The organism is Salinicola halophilus, assembly GCF_003206155.1.
Lineage (GTDB): Bacteria > Pseudomonadota > Gammaproteobacteria > Pseudomonadales > Halomonadaceae > Salinicola > Salinicola halophilus.
In genome coordinates this window covers 109,040-125,243 of the sequence record NZ_PZJV01000002.1, presented here as the reverse complement: position 1 = coordinate 125,243, position 16,204 = coordinate 109,040, and the positions used below count along the sequence as shown (strand labels likewise).

The 16,204-nt window shown below is 63.8% G+C and carries 14 protein-coding genes; 4 read left to right on the top strand and 10 right to left on the bottom strand.

What is annotated here, in order from left to right; translation table 11 throughout:
- Positions 1–23: 23 nt before the first annotated feature.
- The 6 genes from DOM33_RS08315 to DOM33_RS08290 form a co-directional block, all read right to left on the bottom strand.
- Positions 24–1,211, bottom strand: a complete 1,188-nt coding sequence (locus tag DOM33_RS08315; protein WP_110667823.1) for a CaiB/BaiF CoA transferase family protein — start codon at positions 1,209–1,211, stop codon at positions 24–26.
- A 60-nt stretch (positions 1,212–1,271) separates the two neighbouring features.
- Positions 1,272–2,093, bottom strand: a complete 822-nt coding sequence (locus DOM33_RS08310; RefSeq protein WP_110667820.1) for an enoyl-CoA hydratase/isomerase family protein — start codon at positions 2,091–2,093, stop codon at positions 1,272–1,274.
- Positions 2,094–2,206: 113 nt separating this feature from the next.
- Positions 2,207–3,493, bottom strand: a complete 1,287-nt coding sequence (locus DOM33_RS08305; RefSeq protein ID WP_110667818.1) for a TRAP transporter large permease — start codon at positions 3,491–3,493, stop codon at positions 2,207–2,209.
- Positions 3,490–4,068, bottom strand: coding sequence for a TRAP transporter small permease (locus DOM33_RS08300; protein ID WP_204352649.1), 579 nt, complete (start codon positions 4,066–4,068; stop codon positions 3,490–3,492). Before DOM33_RS08300 ends, DOM33_RS08305 begins: the two co-directional genes overlap by 4 nt.
- A gap of 45 nt (positions 4,069–4,113) precedes the next feature.
- Positions 4,114–5,094 (bottom strand): TRAP transporter substrate-binding protein, encoded by a 981-nt coding sequence (locus DOM33_RS08295; RefSeq protein ID WP_110667816.1) that lies wholly within the window; start codon positions 5,092–5,094, stop codon positions 4,114–4,116.
- Positions 5,095–5,653: 559 nt separating this feature from the next.
- Positions 5,654–6,310 carry a GntR family transcriptional regulator gene (locus DOM33_RS08290; RefSeq protein ID WP_110667814.1) on the bottom strand — a complete coding sequence of 219 codons (657 nt, stop codon included), beginning with the start codon at positions 6,308–6,310 and terminating at the stop codon, positions 5,654–5,656.
- A 97-nt stretch (positions 6,311–6,407) separates the two neighbouring features.
- Here DOM33_RS08290 and DOM33_RS08285 point away from each other — a divergent pair, with 97 nt between their 5' ends.
- Positions 6,408–6,866: a GlcG/HbpS family heme-binding protein gene (locus DOM33_RS08285; RefSeq protein ID WP_110668614.1), complete on the top strand. Its 459-nt coding sequence runs from the start codon at positions 6,408–6,410 to the stop codon at positions 6,864–6,866.
- Between the two features lie 95 nt (positions 6,867–6,961).
- Positions 6,962–7,624: a hypothetical protein gene (locus tag DOM33_RS08280; RefSeq protein WP_110667812.1), complete on the top strand. Its 663-nt coding sequence runs from the start codon at positions 6,962–6,964 to the stop codon at positions 7,622–7,624.
- 158 nt (positions 7,625–7,782) lie between these two features.
- Here DOM33_RS08280 and DOM33_RS08275 read toward each other — a convergent pair whose 3' ends face one another.
- The 3 genes from DOM33_RS08275 to DOM33_RS08265 form a co-directional block, all read right to left on the bottom strand.
- Positions 7,783–8,448, bottom strand: a complete 666-nt coding sequence (locus DOM33_RS08275; protein ID WP_110667810.1) for a response regulator — start codon at positions 8,446–8,448, stop codon at positions 7,783–7,785.
- Positions 8,449–8,778: 330 nt separating this feature from the next.
- Positions 8,779–10,731 (bottom strand): acetate--CoA ligase, encoded by a 1,953-nt coding sequence (gene acs, locus DOM33_RS08270; RefSeq protein ID WP_110667808.1) that lies wholly within the window; start codon positions 10,729–10,731, stop codon positions 8,779–8,781.
- Positions 10,732–10,875: 144 nt separating this feature from the next.
- The gene (locus DOM33_RS08265) at positions 10,876–11,463 is read right to left on the bottom strand and encodes a SprT family zinc-dependent metalloprotease (protein WP_110667806.1); all 588 of its coding nucleotides are present in this window, start codon (positions 11,461–11,463) and stop codon (positions 10,876–10,878) included.
- 155 nt (positions 11,464–11,618) lie between these two features.
- Here DOM33_RS08265 and DOM33_RS08260 point away from each other — a divergent pair, with 155 nt between their 5' ends.
- Positions 11,619–12,299 (top strand): YecA/YgfB family protein, encoded by a 681-nt coding sequence (locus DOM33_RS08260; protein ID WP_110667804.1) that lies wholly within the window; start codon positions 11,619–11,621, stop codon positions 12,297–12,299.
- Between the two features lie 17 nt (positions 12,300–12,316).
- Here the strand turns inward: DOM33_RS08260 and DOM33_RS08255 are convergent, their stop codons facing one another.
- Positions 12,317–13,447: a phospholipase D-like domain-containing protein gene (locus DOM33_RS08255; protein WP_110667802.1), complete on the bottom strand. Its 1,131-nt coding sequence runs from the start codon at positions 13,445–13,447 to the stop codon at positions 12,317–12,319.
- Positions 13,448–13,565: 118 nt separating this feature from the next.
- Here DOM33_RS08255 and plsB point away from each other — a divergent pair, with 118 nt between their 5' ends.
- Positions 13,566–15,986, top strand: a complete 2,421-nt coding sequence (gene plsB, locus DOM33_RS08250; RefSeq protein WP_204352648.1) for a glycerol-3-phosphate 1-O-acyltransferase PlsB — start codon at positions 13,566–13,568, stop codon at positions 15,984–15,986.
- Positions 15,987–16,204 lie beyond the last annotated feature (218 nt).

Genomic DNA, 16,204 nt, shown 5'->3' with positions numbered 1-16,204 from the left:
CCAGCGCGCTACGCTCTGCTCTCTCAGCGCACCACGCCCCGCTCTCTCAGCGCGGCGAGTCGCGCGTCGTCGACCCCCAGCGTCGCCAGCACTTCCTGGGTGTGCTGGGCGAAAGTCGGCGCGGGCCGACGGATCCGGGGTGGCGTCTGGGAGAGCTTGCTGGCGAAGCCCAGGGTCTGCATTCGACCGATCACCGGGTGATCCAGCGTCTGAATCATCTCCCGCTCGCGATAGTGCGGATCCTCCATGGCGTCGGCGAAGTCGTTGATCGGCCCTGCCGGCACCCCCGCCGCATCGCACAGGCGCAGCCAGTGACTCATGTCCTCTTCGACGAACAAGGATTCGAGCAGCGATTCGAGCGCCTCGACGTGATGTCCCCGATCGCTGTTGGTGGCGAAACGCGGGTCGGCGATCAGCTCGGGTCTGCCGAGCACGTCGTTGCAGAGCCGCTCCCAGGTGCGCTGGTTGGCGCATCCCAGCATCAGGTAGCCGTCCCGGGTCTTGAGCGCCTGGTACGGCGCCGAGACCCGATGTCGCCACCCCGTCGGCTGGGGGACGCGCCCTTCGGCGAAGTAGGCCGCCGCCTCCCAGGTGAACCAGGGCAGCCCGCACTCGGCGATGGCGACGTCGACGAACTGGCCTTCACCGGTCTTCTGTTTGTGAATGTAGGCGGCGAGAATGGAGTAGATGGCGGTGAGGCCGGCGCCGATGTCGTAGACTGCGATGCCGGTCTTGAGCGGGCGTCCGCCGGCCTCGCCGGTCATCGACATCAGCCCGGTCATCCCCTGGGCGACCAGATCGAAACCGCCCTTCGTGCGATACGGCCCGGTCTGCCCGTAGCCGGAGATCGAGCAGTAAACCAGCCCGGGGTTGATCGCCTTGAGCGTCTCGTAGTCGATCTTCAGCGACTGCGTGACCCCGGGGCGATAGTTCTCCACCACGACGTCCGCCTCGCGGGCGAGCTGGTAGAAGATCTCGAGCCCGTCGGCCTCCTTGAGATTGAGCGAGATACTGCGTTTGTTGCGGTTGATCTGGGCGAAACAGGTCGATTCGTCGTTGACGTAGGGGCCCATCTGCCGGCTGTCGTCGCCGCCCTGCGTCTTCTCGACCTTGACCACGTCGGCGCCCATGTCGCCGAGCACCATGGTGCAGTACGGTCCGGCCATGATCTGTGAGATGTCGAGTACCTTCATGCCTTCCAGCGCTTGCATGGCGTCTCTCCCGGCGTCGTTGAAACGGCTGATGAGTGGTTCGGAGACGTGGCGGCGGCGTCAGCGCCCCTGCCAGGTGTAAGGCGTCTTGTCGACGAAGCGGCGAACGGCGCCGCGAAAATCCTCGCTGGTGTAGCAGCGCGCGATCAGGTCGTCGGCGGCGTCCGAAGCCGGCCGCCGGGTCTCTAGCACCTGATTCACGCAGCGCTTGGCGGCGCGCATCGTCAGCGGGGCGTGGCCGGCGAGCCGCTCGGCCAACGCCTCGGCGCAGCCATCGAGTTCGCCACCGGCGACGACGCCGTCCAGCAGGCCGACGGCCGCGGCCTCCTCGGCCTCGATCATTCGCGCAAGCATCAGCACCCGCTTGGTCCGGGCGACACCGAGACAGTCCACCAGTCGCGAGACGTTCGTGATCGACATGCAGTTGCCCAGCGTCTTGGCGATGGGGATGCCGAACTTGAACGCCTCGTTGGCGTAGCGAAAGTCGCAGGCGAGTGCGATGGCGGCCCCACCGCCGACGCAGTAGCCGTCGATGAGCGCCACCGTCGGCGTCTCCACCCGCTCGAGCCCGCCGATGATCGCGTCGATCCGGCGCTCGTAGTCGATACCGTCCTCGGGGGTGGTGAAGTCGACGAACTGGGTGATGTCGGTGCCGGCCACGAACGCCTCGCCGCCCTCCCCGCGCAGTGCGATGAGGATGACCTCTTCGTCCTTGTCGAAGCGCTCGCACGCCTGCGCCAGGGCTTCGTACATTCGCCAGGTCATGGCATTGCGCGCGCCGGGCCGGTTGAAGCGGATCCAGCCGATACGGCCTCGCTTCTCGCAGACGATGTCGTCGTCGGGGGCCGTCTCGCGGCGGCGCAGGCTGTCGTTGTCGCTCATGGCATCGGCACTCCTCATTGTCTAGATCGCTAGGTCATTGCCTCGATCGCTAGGTCATTGCCTCGATCGGCGGGTCGTTTCTCGGCGTGTCGTCTCGGTTCACGTCGATCGCCTCAGGTGCCGTAGATCAGGTTCACCAGCAGCAGCGCGACGTCCGGCACGTAGGTGTTGAACAGCAAGATCACGAAGAGCACGCCCAAAAACCAGAGATTGGTCCGGGTCGTGCGCCAGATGTCCGCCTTGGCGATGGAGCAGGCGGCGATCAGCACGCTGGCGACCGGCGGGGTCTGCTGGCCGATGGCGAGGTTCAGCGTCACGATCAGGCCGAAGTGCAGCGGGTCGATCCCCACTTCGAGAATCAGCGGCAGCACGATCGGCACCACCAGGATGATCGCCGCTGCGGAGTGCAGGAAAATCCCGAGGATCAGGAAGATCACGTTGAGCAGCGCGAGAATGACGTAGCGGTTGTCGGTCAGCCCGCTGATCGAGTTGGCGAGCTGCTGCGGCAGCTGGGATTCGGTCAGGTAGAGTCCGACCAGCGCGGAGCTCGCCACCAGCAGCATCACCACCGCCGTCTGTACGCCGGCGTCGAGGCACGCCTTCCACAGTGTCTTCAGCGAGAACTCGCGGTAGATCACCGCGCTGATGAAGATCGCCACCACCACGGCCAGCGCCGCCCCTTCGGTGGCGGTGACGATGCCGCCGAAGATGCCGCCCAGGATGATGACCGGGATCAGCAGCGCCCAGATCGCCTCCTTGAACGACGACCAGACACGGCTCGCCTGAAAACGCCCCTCGGACGGGAAGTTGTGCTTGCGCGCCAGGAAGTAGCAGACCACCGCCAGCCCCAGCGCCCCGAGCAGCCCCGGAAAGATACCGGCGACGAACATCTTCACCACCGACTCGCCGGACATCACCGCGTAGAGGATCATGGGAATGGAGGGCGGCAGAATGATCGCGAGGCTCGCCGCCGACGACGAGATCGCCGCGGCGAACTCGCGTGAATAGCCGCGCTTTTTCATCGCCGGGATCAGCAGGCTGCCGAGGGCCGAGACCCCGGCCACCGCCGAGCCGGAGATCTCGGCGAAGAAGATCGACGAGCCGATGGTCACCATGGCGAGCCCGCCCTTGACGAAGCCGACCAAGGACGCGGCGAAGTCGATCAGCCGACGCGAAATGCTCGAGGCGTTCATGATCGCCCCGGCGAGAATGAACAGCGGAATGGCGATCAGCGGAAAGTTGGTTGCCCCCTCGAACATGGTCAGCCCGATATTGGGCAGCGCGTAGACGCCGTAGCTCGAATAGACGGCGATGGCGCCAACCAGCCCGAGGGCGATCGCGATCGGCACGTTGAAAACGATCAGCGCCAGCAGGCCTGCAAACATCAGAGCGAGGATCATGGGCGCGTCCCTCCGGCGTCGATAGCGGGGGCCGGCGTCTGGCTCGCCTGATTGGGGCTGAGCCCGACCTCCTCGAGTTCGTGATCGATGAACCCTTCGCCGCGCGCCTGGCGAAGCACGTCGGGCAGGCGAAGCAGCTCGGCGATGATGAAGAGGATCGAGGCCACGGGTAGCGCCGACTGGGTGAGCTGCAGCGACACCGACGGCAGGCTGATCATGGTCGAGCCTTCGAGAATGGAGACGACCTGCCAGCCGGTGAAGGCGAGCAGCAGGAAGAAGGCGATCGTCACCATTTCACCGAGTAGCGCCACCGGCACTCGCAGCGCCGGTCGGAAGGCGTTGACGATACTCGGGCAGGCGATGTGCGCGCCCTTGGCGGCGGCGAGCGCCGAGCCGTAGTAGGTCAGCCACGCCAGGGAGATGGAGGCCGCTTCGTCGTACCAGGTGAAGGGGGAACCCATCAGCCGAGAGAGAAACCCGACGATCACGATTCCCGCCAAGGCGAGCATGTTGAGGACCACGATGATTTCGAGCAGCCGCGTGAAGCCATCGCGAAGTGTATTCAGCGCTCTCATGAACGACTCCTTCGGTCACCGGGCGCCACGCGCCCGGTGGCTCGGTCAGCTGGCGGATTGCAGATCGCGGACCGTGTCGAGCATCTCCTGGCCGCCGTCGACCTCGTCGATGAACTTGTCGTAGACCGGCTGCGAGGCATCGATGAAGGCCTGGCGATCGACCTCGTTCACCTCCAGCCCGGCGTCGCGCATCTTGGCGAGCGTCTCTTCATCCAGCGCTTCGCCCCGCTCGAGGGCGTAGTCCTCCATCTCGGTCGCGGTCTCTTCGAGCACGTCGCGCACGTTCTGGGGCAGCCGGTTCCAGCTCATGCCTGCGGTGACGAAGGCCGGGGTGTAGATGTGATCCGACAGCGACAGATAGTCCTGGACCTCCTGCAGCCGCGAGGCGTAGGTCTGGACCAGCGGATTCTCTTGGCCGTCCATCGCACCGGTCTGCAGCGCTACGAAGACCTCGGAGAGCGCCATCGGCGAAGGGTTGGCGCCATAGCTCTTGAACATCTCGACGCGCCAGATGCCCTGGGGAACGCGAAGCTTGATGCCTTCGAGATCGGCGGGCACTTCGATGGGACGGACGTTGTTGGTGATCTGGCGAAAACCGTTCTCCCATACGCCGATGATGTGATAGCCACGCTGCTCGGCCACGGGGAAGAGCGTCGGGCGGACGACCTCGTCGCGCACTCGCGCCATGTGGTCGCGGTCGGCGATCAGGTAGGGCATTTCGAACAGCGCGAATTCCGGGGCGACGCTACTCATGACGGTCGACGGCAGCGCGAGATCCACCGTCCCCAGCTTGAGCTTCTTGAGCAGCTCGGAGTCGCCGCCCAGCTGACTCGAGCCGTAGACCGTCACCTTCGCCTCCCCTTCGAGCTTCTGGTTGGCGCGCTCGGCGAATTCCCCCGCGACATCGGCGAACAGCGAGTCCGGCTCGCCGACGTGTGCGAGCTTGACCTCGACGCCCTGTGCGCTGACCTGGCCTGCAGTGGCCGTCAGTGCGAAAGCGAGCAGACCGATCTTCAGAGTCTTCATCACGTGAATCCCTCGGTTGTTGTACTGAACGCGCCGTTCGCGCTCCCACCGTCAGCCAAGACGCGTCGACGAGCCGTCGGCACCGGTGCCGTGCGTGCCGAATGGATTATGAATTCATAATTCACGCCAACCCAACGCCCCATTGGTCTATTGCCGGAAAGTCTCAGAGCGGTGAGTGGTGAAAGGCGTCGTCGCGGGGAGGGAAGGCTTGCCGCGGATGACAGGGAAGACCTGCAGCGGCTGGCAACGTAAGGAGCAAGAAGCGTCTACGCGGGCGCAAGCGCCTCGCACGAGGCGAGCAGTCAGCGGCGACACCGACCGGCGCCCACGATTACCGAGGGAGTTCGCGAGCAGCGCGAGAGAATCCGAGGGGCGCCCATGTAGGTCGCCAAGAGCGCCCATGTAGGTCGCCAAGAGCGCCCATGTAGGTCGCCAAGAGCGCCCATGGCACGGGCTCAGGACAGAGGGCCATGCCAAGGACCCGAGACAGAAACCGACGACAGCCGCCGAGGACAGCGAGCGTCGGCAGGCATTCGGCGAACGCCGGCGGGTGAAAGCGTCAGTCGTCGATGACACCGCTGGCGGCGGCGACGTTGAGCTTGTGGCGTAGATGCTCGCGCAGGATGGCACCCATGCGCTCGCCATCACGCTGGCGCAGGCAATGGATCATCGCTTCGTGTTCCGCGACGGCCTGAGCCCAGTGCTCGTCGCTCATCGTCGTGGCATAGCGCACCCGCTGGATGCGATGGCTGAGACTGTTATGCGTCTCGCGCAGCACGTCGTTGCGTGAGGCGGCCATGATGGCGTCGTGTATCTGATGATTGAGCGCGAAATAGGCATGAATGTCGCCGGCCCGATAGTGCTCGAGCATACGATCGTGCAGCGCCTGTATCGCATCGATCTCTTGTTCGGTGATATGGCAACAGGCGAGCTCGCCCGACAGCCCCTCCAACGCCCCCATGACGCTGTAGGTCTGTTCGAGGGTCGAGCGCGTCAGCCGCATGATCCGCGCGCCGCGATTGGGCAGCAGTTCGACCATCCCCTCGGAGGCGAGCACCTTGAGCGCTTCGCGCAGCGGCGTGCGGGAGATACCGAACTGCTCGCAGAGCTGTTTTTCGGGGACGCGGGCACCGGGTAGCAGCGCGCCGTCGTTGATCATGTCGCGGATCCGGGCGGCCGCCTCGCCGTAAAGCGTGTTCTGCTGAATCTTGACCATGCTCGGCTCATGTCGGTGAACAGCCGGCATTCTCCCAATGGTGAATAGCCGATGCTAGCCAAAACGCATTATGAATACCGAAAAGGAGATTCTGACCATGCCGCGAAATATCTATCTGCTGCAGCAGTCGCTGCCGCTGGCGCAAGCCCGGTGCATCGTCGACGGCGCCATCCTCTATGCAGGGGGGCAGGACATGAACCCGATCACCGTGACGGTCGTGGATCTCAGCGGAGAGCCGATCGCCAGCGATAGAATGGATGGCTGCGCGCCGCTTCGCGTCGCCGTCTCCCGGGGTAAAGCCAAGGCGGCGCTGGGTTACGGACTTTCCAGCGGCGTCATTGGCGAGCGCAACGATTCACGACCTGCCTTTCTGGCCTCGGTGGCGGCAGCGGCCGGAGGGGAGTTCATCCCGGTGGCTGGCGGTGTACTGATACTCAACGAGCGCGACGAAGTGATCGGCGCGGTCGGCGTGAGCGGGGATAGCTCTCACAACGATGAGTGCGCCGCGCTCGCGGGGATCAAGAGCAGCGCTCTCAAAGCGGGCATCGAGCCTTGAATGTAACGCAAGCTTAAAAAATTCTTAACGAACATTTCTCGACTCGACGTCGGCTGATATTATTAGCCGACTATCATTTATACCGAGAGTCGATCGTGCTTGCTACCCCTCCCCTTCAGCCGCTTTCGTTTCGCGCCGTTGCGATTCGCGCCGTCTTCTACATTCTTGCGCTAGCCGCGCTGACGCAGGCGGCATTCGTCATCGATGCGCGGCGTGCGGGTGGGCCGGATTTCAGTGAAGTGTCATTCACCGAGATCACCCAGGCGCTAGTGCTGCTGGCGTCGTCGCTATTGATGCTTTATGCACGGCAGCGTCAAAAGGTTTTCCCCACGGCGGCGCTGCTCCTCTGGGGGCTGTTCTTCGCCTCGTTCATCCGCGAGAACGATCTCTGGCTCGACACCTACGTCTTCGATGGCGCTTGGCAGGTACTGGCAACGTTGACCGCATTGCCGGTACTGATTCTCACGCTGCGTCGACGTCACCAATTCCTGAAAGAGTTCCATCGTCTGGCGGATACCCTGGGATTCGGTCTGTTCGCCGGCGGGTTTCTCGTTACCTACCTCTTCTCGCGACTCTACGGGCGCGGCGAACTCTGGCACGCGCTGATGGGTGAGCACTACCTGCGCGTGGTCAAGGACGCCGCCGAAGAGATGACCGAGCTGACAGGCTACGCCCTGATGCTGTTCGGCTGCATCGAGATCGTACTGCTGGCGCGCCGTCTGCAGCGTCGGGCAGCTCTCGAACCGTCGACGACCTGAACCGATCGATTCACAGTCGTTCTCATAGGACAACGTTTCGACGCCGCTCTCATGGAGCGACGTCTCGATGCCGAAAGACCGATCGTCCATAAAAAAAAGCGTATCGCAACGATACGCTTTTTTTCACGACTCTCGCCGAGACTCGAGGCAACGACCTTTTAGTCGTGAGCGACTTTCGGCGGATCGATCTCCAGCTTCTGCGCCGCGATCACGGCCTGCGTCCGTGAATGAACACCGAGCTTTCGCAGAATCGCCGTCACGTGGGCCTTGATGGTCGCCTCGGAGACGTTCAGCTCATAGGCGATCTGCTTGTTGAGCAATCCCTCGGTGAGCATGTTGAGCACGCGAAACTGCTGCGGTGTCAGCGAGGCGATCGCTTCTGCGAACCGCGCATCCTCTTCGTTACCGTCCCCCATGGCAGCGGCCATTTCGGGGGGCAGCCAAACTTCGCCCTGCAACACTTCACCGATCGCTTCGGCGATCGTGTCCAGCGAGGCGGATTTGGGAATGAAACCCGAGGCGCCGTAGTCGATGGCACGACGAACGACGTCCATCTCCTCACTGCCGGAGACGACCGTCACCGGGATGTCCGGCATCTGTCCCCGGAGCTGGATCAGACCCGAGAAACCGTGGGCGCCAGGCATGTGCAGATCGAGCAGGATCAGATCGGCGTCGGGATGGCGAGTGACGACTTCCGTCGTCGCCTCCATCGTGTCCGCCTCGACGATCTCCGCCTGAGGGGACACCTGTCGCAGCGCCTGATTGAGCGCCGCCCGGAAGAGTGGGTGGTCATCGGCGACGATGAATTTCTGGGCGAAAGCCATTAAATCTCCTCCGGCATTATCGGGATGGTATCCACTTCTGCCATTCGAAACGACATGGCCAAAAACGCGGTTAACGGCATGTTACCCCATGCACTCGGGGATTCCCAAGTCTCTCAGCTGACTGCGGAAGTTCCCTAGTATTTCACTGAAAAAACCGGCTTTTTGCGCGAAGAAAAGTTAAATTCTTTCGCACAATTGGCCGGCTTTACGTTATCGATCAATAACCCAATTCTACGCTTAAAAACGCTATTGCTTCGTCAGCAGTCGTTGTCATGCCGCTATTCATATAATTGACTAGTTACTGGAGTATTAGGGCGTTCATTCGATTTGTCACTCCTCGCGATGACGCGTGTCGATCAACTCCTCGACGACACTCGGGTCGGCCAGCGTCGAGGTGTCGCCGAGCCCGTCGGTTTCATTGGCCGCAATCTTTCGCAGGATGCGGCGCATGATCTTGCCAGAGCGCGTCTTGGGCAGCCCGGGCGCCCACTGGATGGCGTCCGGTGTGGCAATCGGGCCGATATCCTTGCGCACCCACTGCCTGAGCTCTTGCTTGAGCGCATCGGTCGGTTCGACGTCGTCATTGAGCGTCACGTAGACGTAGATCCCCTGCCCTTTTATGTCGTGCGGGAACCCCACCACGGCGGCTTCGGCGACCGCGCTGTGTGCCACCAGCGAGGACTCGATCTCTGCCGTTCCCATGCGGTGTCCCGAGACGTTGAGCACGTCATCGATGCGCCCGGTGATCCAATAATCACCGTCTTCGTCTCGACGGCAGCCGTCACCCGTGAAGTAGACGCCTTCGTAGGTCGAGAAATAGGTCTGTACGAACCGCTCGTGGTTGTTCCAGATCGAGCGGGCCTGCCCCGGCCAGGAGTCGAGAATCACCAGATTGCCTTCGGTCGCGCCTTCGAGACGCTCGCCTTCGTTATTGACCAGCGCCGGCTGCACGCCGAAGAACGGCTTGGTCGCACAGCCGGGCTTGAGATCGGTTGCTCCGGGTAGCGGTGTGATCATGTGCCCCCCGGTTTCGGTCTGCCACCAGGTGTCGACGATCGGGCAGCGCGAATTGCCGATGACCCGGTAGAACCAGTCCCAGGCCTCGGGATTGATCGGCTCGCCAACCGTGCCCAGGATGCGCAGCGAGTCGCGACGGCTGTCATCCATGATGTGCTCGCCGTGGGCCATCAGCGAGCGGATGGCGGTCGGCGAGGTGTACAGGATCGCGACGTCGTGCTTGTCGATGATACGGCCGATGCGGCCATGATCGGGATAGGTCGGCACGCCCTCGAACATGAGCGTCGTCGCCCCGTTGGCGAGCGGCCCGTAGACGATGTAGCTGTGTCCGGTGATCCAGCCGACATCGGCCGCGCACCAGTAGACTTCGCCATCGCGGTAGTCGAAGACCGTGCGATGCGTCAGCGCCGAATAGAGCAGATACCCGCCGCAGGTGTGCTTCAACCCTTTCGGCGTTCCCGTGGAGCCGGAAGTGTAGAGGATGAACAGCGGATCTTCGGCGTTCATCGCTTCGGCGGGGCAGTCGGTGGACTGTGCGTCCACGAGCTCGTGGAACCAGCGATCGCGGGACTCGTGCCACTCGATGTCGCCGCCGGTTCGGCGCAGCACGATCACGGATTCGGCGACGTCGGTGCCGTCGCGAGTCAGCGCGGCGTCGACGTTCTCCTTGAGCGGGATCTGCTTGCCGCCACGCACCGACTCGTCGGCGGTGATCACCAGGCGGGACTGCGAGTCGACGATCCGTCCTGCCAGCGCATCCGGCGAGAAACCGCCGAACACCACCGAGTGAATCGCGCCGATCCGCGCGCAGGCAAGCATCGCCATGGCCGCTTCCGGCACCATCGGCATGTAGAGCGTGACGGTATCGCCCTTGCCGATGCCGAGCGACTTGAAGGCGTTGGCGAGCTGACTGACACGCGCGTGGAGCTGCCGGTAGGTGATGACCTCGTGCTGCTCGGGGTCGTCGCCTTCCCAGATGATCGCCGGCTGATCGCCGCGGGTCGCAAGATGGCGATCGAGGCAGTTCTCGGCGACGTTGAGTTCGCCATCCTCGAACCAGCGGATATCGACATCGTGTGACGCGAAGGAAGTGTTCTTGATTCGGCTCGGCTGACGCGACCAGTCGAGACTCTGGGCCTGTTCACGCCAGAAACCCTCGGGGTCCTCGATCGACTGGCGATAGAGCGTTTCGTACCGCTCGCGATCGATCCTGGCATTCGCCGACACCCGCTCGTCGACGGGGTATACGCGCGTCAGTTCGCTCATTGAAGCCTACCCTCGTTCTCGGTTTCGATGTCCGGGTCGGATGAAAGCCCAACCGACTCAATGTGATAGCGGTTCATCAGGTATCTCACCAGCATATAACGCCGGTGTCGGTATGACCCTATTAGACCTTTGTCGCAAACACCGTCATGCGTTCGGCACAGCGGGCGTATCGGCTGCAACGACCCGCTCGAAACGCAGCCGAGAACCGCAGCGTCGGCAGGCGTAGCGCGAGCCACGTCTGGCCATCGCGTGACGCCGGGCGGTGAAGCGATGCGGCGTTTCGCAGTCACATCGGTAGAGATAGGGCTGAGGACTCGCCCGAGAGACGTCGAGACGGTGGGTGACGTGCGGTGTCAGGCCGTAAAGTCCACGCATGACGCCTTTCCACTCGCGGCCGTGGGGACGCGCACGCGCGCCGTTCTCGAGGTGAAAGACCAGCCAGTGCGCCATCTCGTGGGGGACGATCTCATCAAAGAAGACGTGGCGATTGTCGGTGAGCAGTACGGCGTTGAACCGCAATCCGCCCCGGCCGTAATGCGCCTGGCCGGCACTACGCCCCTTGAGATCGAACCAGACGCGGGGCCGCGGCAGCGCGGGATGAATCTCGCATGCCAGCCGCCAGGCGTCGTCGGCTCGCTCGCACAGGCGTGCCCGAAGAGACGTGGCGTCGAGGGCATCGAGCTCGGCGGCGTTGCTCGGGGATAGCGCAGGCGTCAAACCACGTTCAGACATGAAACTCCCGACGAGGTGGCGAAGGCCAGGGACAGGCAGCGATCGCGGGCGCGGCGCCCGCTCGGGGAGTGGTAGAATGCCGCCGAGTGGAACCGACGTCCAGCTCGACGTCGACACTCTCCCGTCCCAGCCAACCGCCATGAACGGAGTTCTTCATGTCCGACAGCCAAGAGTCCGGCACGCCAGACGAAGCCATCGATAGCCGGCCGCCGCTGGATGACGACGCGCTAGCGCGACTCGACGAGTCGCTGTCGCCGGAGACACTGGGCGAAGACGCGCCGGACGTGATCACCGCTCACGGTTTTCTGGTCGCCCTCGCCGTGGCGCCCAACCCGATCCCGGCGAAGCGCTGGGTACCGGAGCTCTTCGACGGTGAACCCGCGTTCGACAGCGACGCCGAGCGCGACGAGATACTGGCGCTGCTGGAAGCGCTCAAGGTCAACGCCGGGGACATTCTCGAGCGCGGCAACTGGGTCGAGCTACCCTTCGACACCGAGCTCGACGAGACAGGCGACACCGCCGCGGCCATCGAGGACTGGTGTGCAGGCTTCATGCTCGGCGTCTTTCTCGACGAATCGGCCTGGTTCGCGCAGGACGAAGCCCACGTCGCCGCGCTGCTGTTGCCGTTCATGGCGCTCTCCGGACTTTTCGACGACGAACCGGAGATGAGCGAGATGGTCGACGATGACGCCCAGTTCACGACTCTCGCCGGGCAACTCCCGGAGCTGACGCTGGATCTTTACCTGCATTTTCGCATTCCCCCGGAACCCCCGAAGCCGGCCACGAAGGGCTCGCCCAAGCGCAATTCGCGTCGCGGTGGGCGCGGCAAACGCTGAGGCTCTGCCTCGACTCGCTACTTGAGTCGCGTGGCCCAGGCGTTGAGCGTTCCGAAGACCCACTCCCGTAACCGCTGATGCCAGGGCCGCTGCGCCCAGGCATGGGCGTCGATACGCTCACTGGTGGCGAAATTGCGTTCGAACAGCGCCGCCACCTCGTCGGCGAAAGCCGGGTCGTCGATCTCCTGATTGGCTTCCAGATTCCACTGCAGGCTCCAGTGATCGAAGTTGCAGGAACCCAGCGACACCCAGTCGTCGGCGACGCTGAACTTGGCATGAATGAAACTGGGCTGAAATTCGTAGATCGCGACACCCGCCCGCAGCAGCCGAGTGTAGAAGCGCTGGCCGGCGTAGCGCACGCCGGGGTGGTCGTGACGACCGCCCGCCAGCAGCAGACGAACATCGACGCCGCGTCGGGCGGCACGAGCGAGCTGGCGTCGCAGGCTCAGCGTCGGTACGAAATAGGGCGTACAGAGCCAGAGCCTCTTGTCGGCACTGCCGATGCGCCCATGCAGCGAATGACGAATCGCTTGATAGCGATGCCCCCGCCCCGAGATGACGCGCCCGCGCACCGTTGCCTCGCGCGTTACCGAACTCTCCGGCAGCGCCGTTCGCAGGCGAGGCGCCAGCCGCTCTCGCGGACGTCCGCCCCGGGTCAGCGATGAGTCCCACACCTGCACGAAAAGCCGCATCCAGTCGGTGACCACCGGTCCATGAATGCGGACGGCGACCTCGTACCACGCCTCGATGAACTCATCGACGATACCGAAACCGCCGGTGAAGGCGACCTCGCCATCGGCGATGACCAGCTTTCGATGATCGCGCATCAGGTTACCGCCGAGACGCGACACGGCCAGCGGGTTGAAAAAGCGGAGCTCGACGCCCCCTGCCACCAGCCGCTGCCGGTCCGACTGCGTAAGCCCCATACTGCCCACGCCGTCGAGCATCAGCTTGACCTCCACGCCGCGCGCAGCAGCACCCGTGAGCGCAGTGATAAAACGCTCGGCGAGTTCGCCGGACTCCATCAGATAGAGCTCGATCCACAAGAACCGGCGCGACTGATCGATCGCCTCGTGCATTGCCGGCCAGAAGCGTTTCCCCTCCGGCAGCAGGTCGAACCGGTTGCCTGTTTTCCACGTCGCGCCCATCGCACCCCCTCGCTCATCGAGGCTGCGATTGACGCACGTTTGCCACCCCAGGGGAAGTGCGCTTCATCGGGGCCTTGCAATGCCGCTATACTCGTGTTTTTACAAGGGATATCCGTTCATGGCGAAAGCGCGTACCCAGCCTCGATTCGGCTATCGGCTTGTCAATCGGGCGCTCCAGGGATGGCTCGAGTTTCGCCTCGTCGAGCCCGAGAGGCCCGATATCGATCACGAGCTGCCGACGATCTACGTCATGCCTCGTGCGGCGTTGAGCGATGAGGCCGCCGTCGCGCAGCTCACCGAGCGACTCGGCCTGCCAAGCGCTTCGAACCCAGTCATGATCGGCGACACGGCGCTACCCGGGTGTATCGCGCTTCCCCGCTCCCGGCGACTGGGTCAGACCCGGGCGACCCGATGCTTCGAGCCGCTACTGGAGGCGCTCTCCCGACACCCGGAACTCGATGTACAGCTGGTCCCCGTGAGCGTCTTCTGGAGCCGCGCACCGGCCAAGGAGTTCGGCTTCTGGAAGATGCTCGCCGCCGATGACTGGGCCTGGAGCGGACGACTGCGCCGGTTGCTATCGGTCGTCGTCAACGGACGACAGCTGGAAGCTCACTGGGGTCAGCCGATCCGGCTTCGCGCGCTGGTCGACGATACGCCGGCAGCGCTGCTGCCACGCAAGATCGCCCGCGTACTGCGGGTGCATTTTCGTCGGATTCGTACGCGCGTACTCGGGCCGGATCTCTCCCATCGCCGGACGCTGGTCCGCGGCGTCGTCAGCAGTCGCGCCGTACAGCGAACGCTTCAGGAAACGGCGCAGGCCAACGCTACCTCTCTGGAGCAGGAGCGACGGCGCGCCGAACGCTACGCGCGCGAGATCGCGTCGAACATGTCCTATCCGGTGCTGCGCTTCTGCTATCAGCTACTCAAGCGGCTCTGGAATCGGCTGTACGACGGCGTCGACGTTCACGGTCTGGAGGCCGTGAAAGCGATCGCCGGCGACAAGACACTCGTCTACGTTCCCTGTCATCGCAGTCACATCGACTATCTACTGCTCTCCTACGTGCTCTATCGCGAGGGACTGATGCCGCCGCACGTGGCGGCCGGGCGCAATCTCGACATGCCGCTGATCGGGCCGCTGCTACGGCGCGGTGGGGCCTTTTTCCTGCGTCGCAGCTTCAAGGAGAACCGACTCTACGCCAGCGTATTCAACGAATATCTGCATCGGCTGGTCGAAGGTGGCCATCCCGTCGAGTACTTCATCGAAGGCGGTCGATCCCGTACGGGTCGGATGATGTCGCCTCGCCCCGGGATGCTGGCGATGACGCTGCGCTCCTACCTGCGAGATCCGGTCCGAGACGTCGCCTTCGTGCCGATTCATATCGGCTACGAGAAGGTGCTCGAGAGTAACGCCTATCTACGTGAACTGCGGGGCGAGGCCAAGAAGAAGGAGTCGCCGCTGGCCTTGCTGCACGCGCTGCGCCATCTGCGAAAGCCTCATGGTCGAGTGACCGTGAGCGTAGGAGAGCCGCTCTCGCTGAGAGCTTTCCTCGATGCTCACGCTCCCGGCTGGGAAGCCCAACGCCAGCAGCACCGACCTCCCTGGCTCAACGACGTGGTCCCGACGCTTGGCGAAACGCTGGCCCAGCGTATCAACGCGGCCGCGAGTCTCAACGCCGTTTCACTGGTGGCGATGGCGCTACTGGCGACGCCGCACCACACCATCGAATGCGATCTGCTCAGCGAGCACATCGAGCTGCTGGTGCGACTACAGCAGGCGGTGCCGGCGAGCGATCGTCTGACGTTGCCAATCGGCGAGCCGAATGCGTGGATCACGCATGCCATCGAGCTTGGCTTCGTGACACGTCAACCACAGGCGCTGGGAGAACTGATTACGGCGTCGCCGGAACAGGCGACGCTACTGACGTGGTATCGCAACGGCGCGCTGCACCTGTTCACGCATTTCGGCCTGGTTGCCTTCGCCTTTCGCAATAACGCGGTCTTCACGCTGGAGACGTTGGAGCCAACGCTTACACCCGCTTGGCCGCTACTCGCCCGCGAACTGCACTTCCCGCCGCCCGAGTGCCCTGCCGACTCCCTACGGCGAACGCTCGCCGCGCTGACAGCGGCCGAACTTCTCGAATCTCACGACGGGGAATGGCATCGCCAGCCGGGGCACTGGCAGTCGAGCGAGCATCTTCGCCTGCTCGGCCAGCTGGTCCAGCCCACGCTCGAGCGCGCCTACCTGCTGGTGGCGATCCTGCTTCGCCATCCCAACGGGACGCTCACCCGGGATTCGCTCGAAGCCCACGGCCGGCACCTCGCCGAACGACTCACCCTGCTGGCAGGACTCGACGCGCCGGAGTTCTTCGACAAGCGTCTGTTCAGCGACATTCTTGACACGCTGATGTCTCGAGGCTGGCTGACGATCGAGCACGAGTGTCTCCACTACGCCGAGGCGCTACCTCGAGCCCAGGCCCGCAGCCGCGCGCTCTTCGACCCCGAGCTTCGCCATCGAATCGTCCGCCTCGCCGAACGTTGATCAGCCCCGTTTTCGGTTCCGGCTCGCTCCCGGTCTCGTAAAGCACACTCTCGCGACCGGGTTTCGGTCATTCACGTTGCGGTAAGCCGATCCGTGCCACCGGTAGGCAAACGCTCTGGCGACGACGGGGCCGTCGACGAGTCCCTTCAATATGCGGTCCCGCGAGCCGACCGCCTCGATTCGTTCAACGTTTCAATGAGTCGCAGGCCCGATGAAAT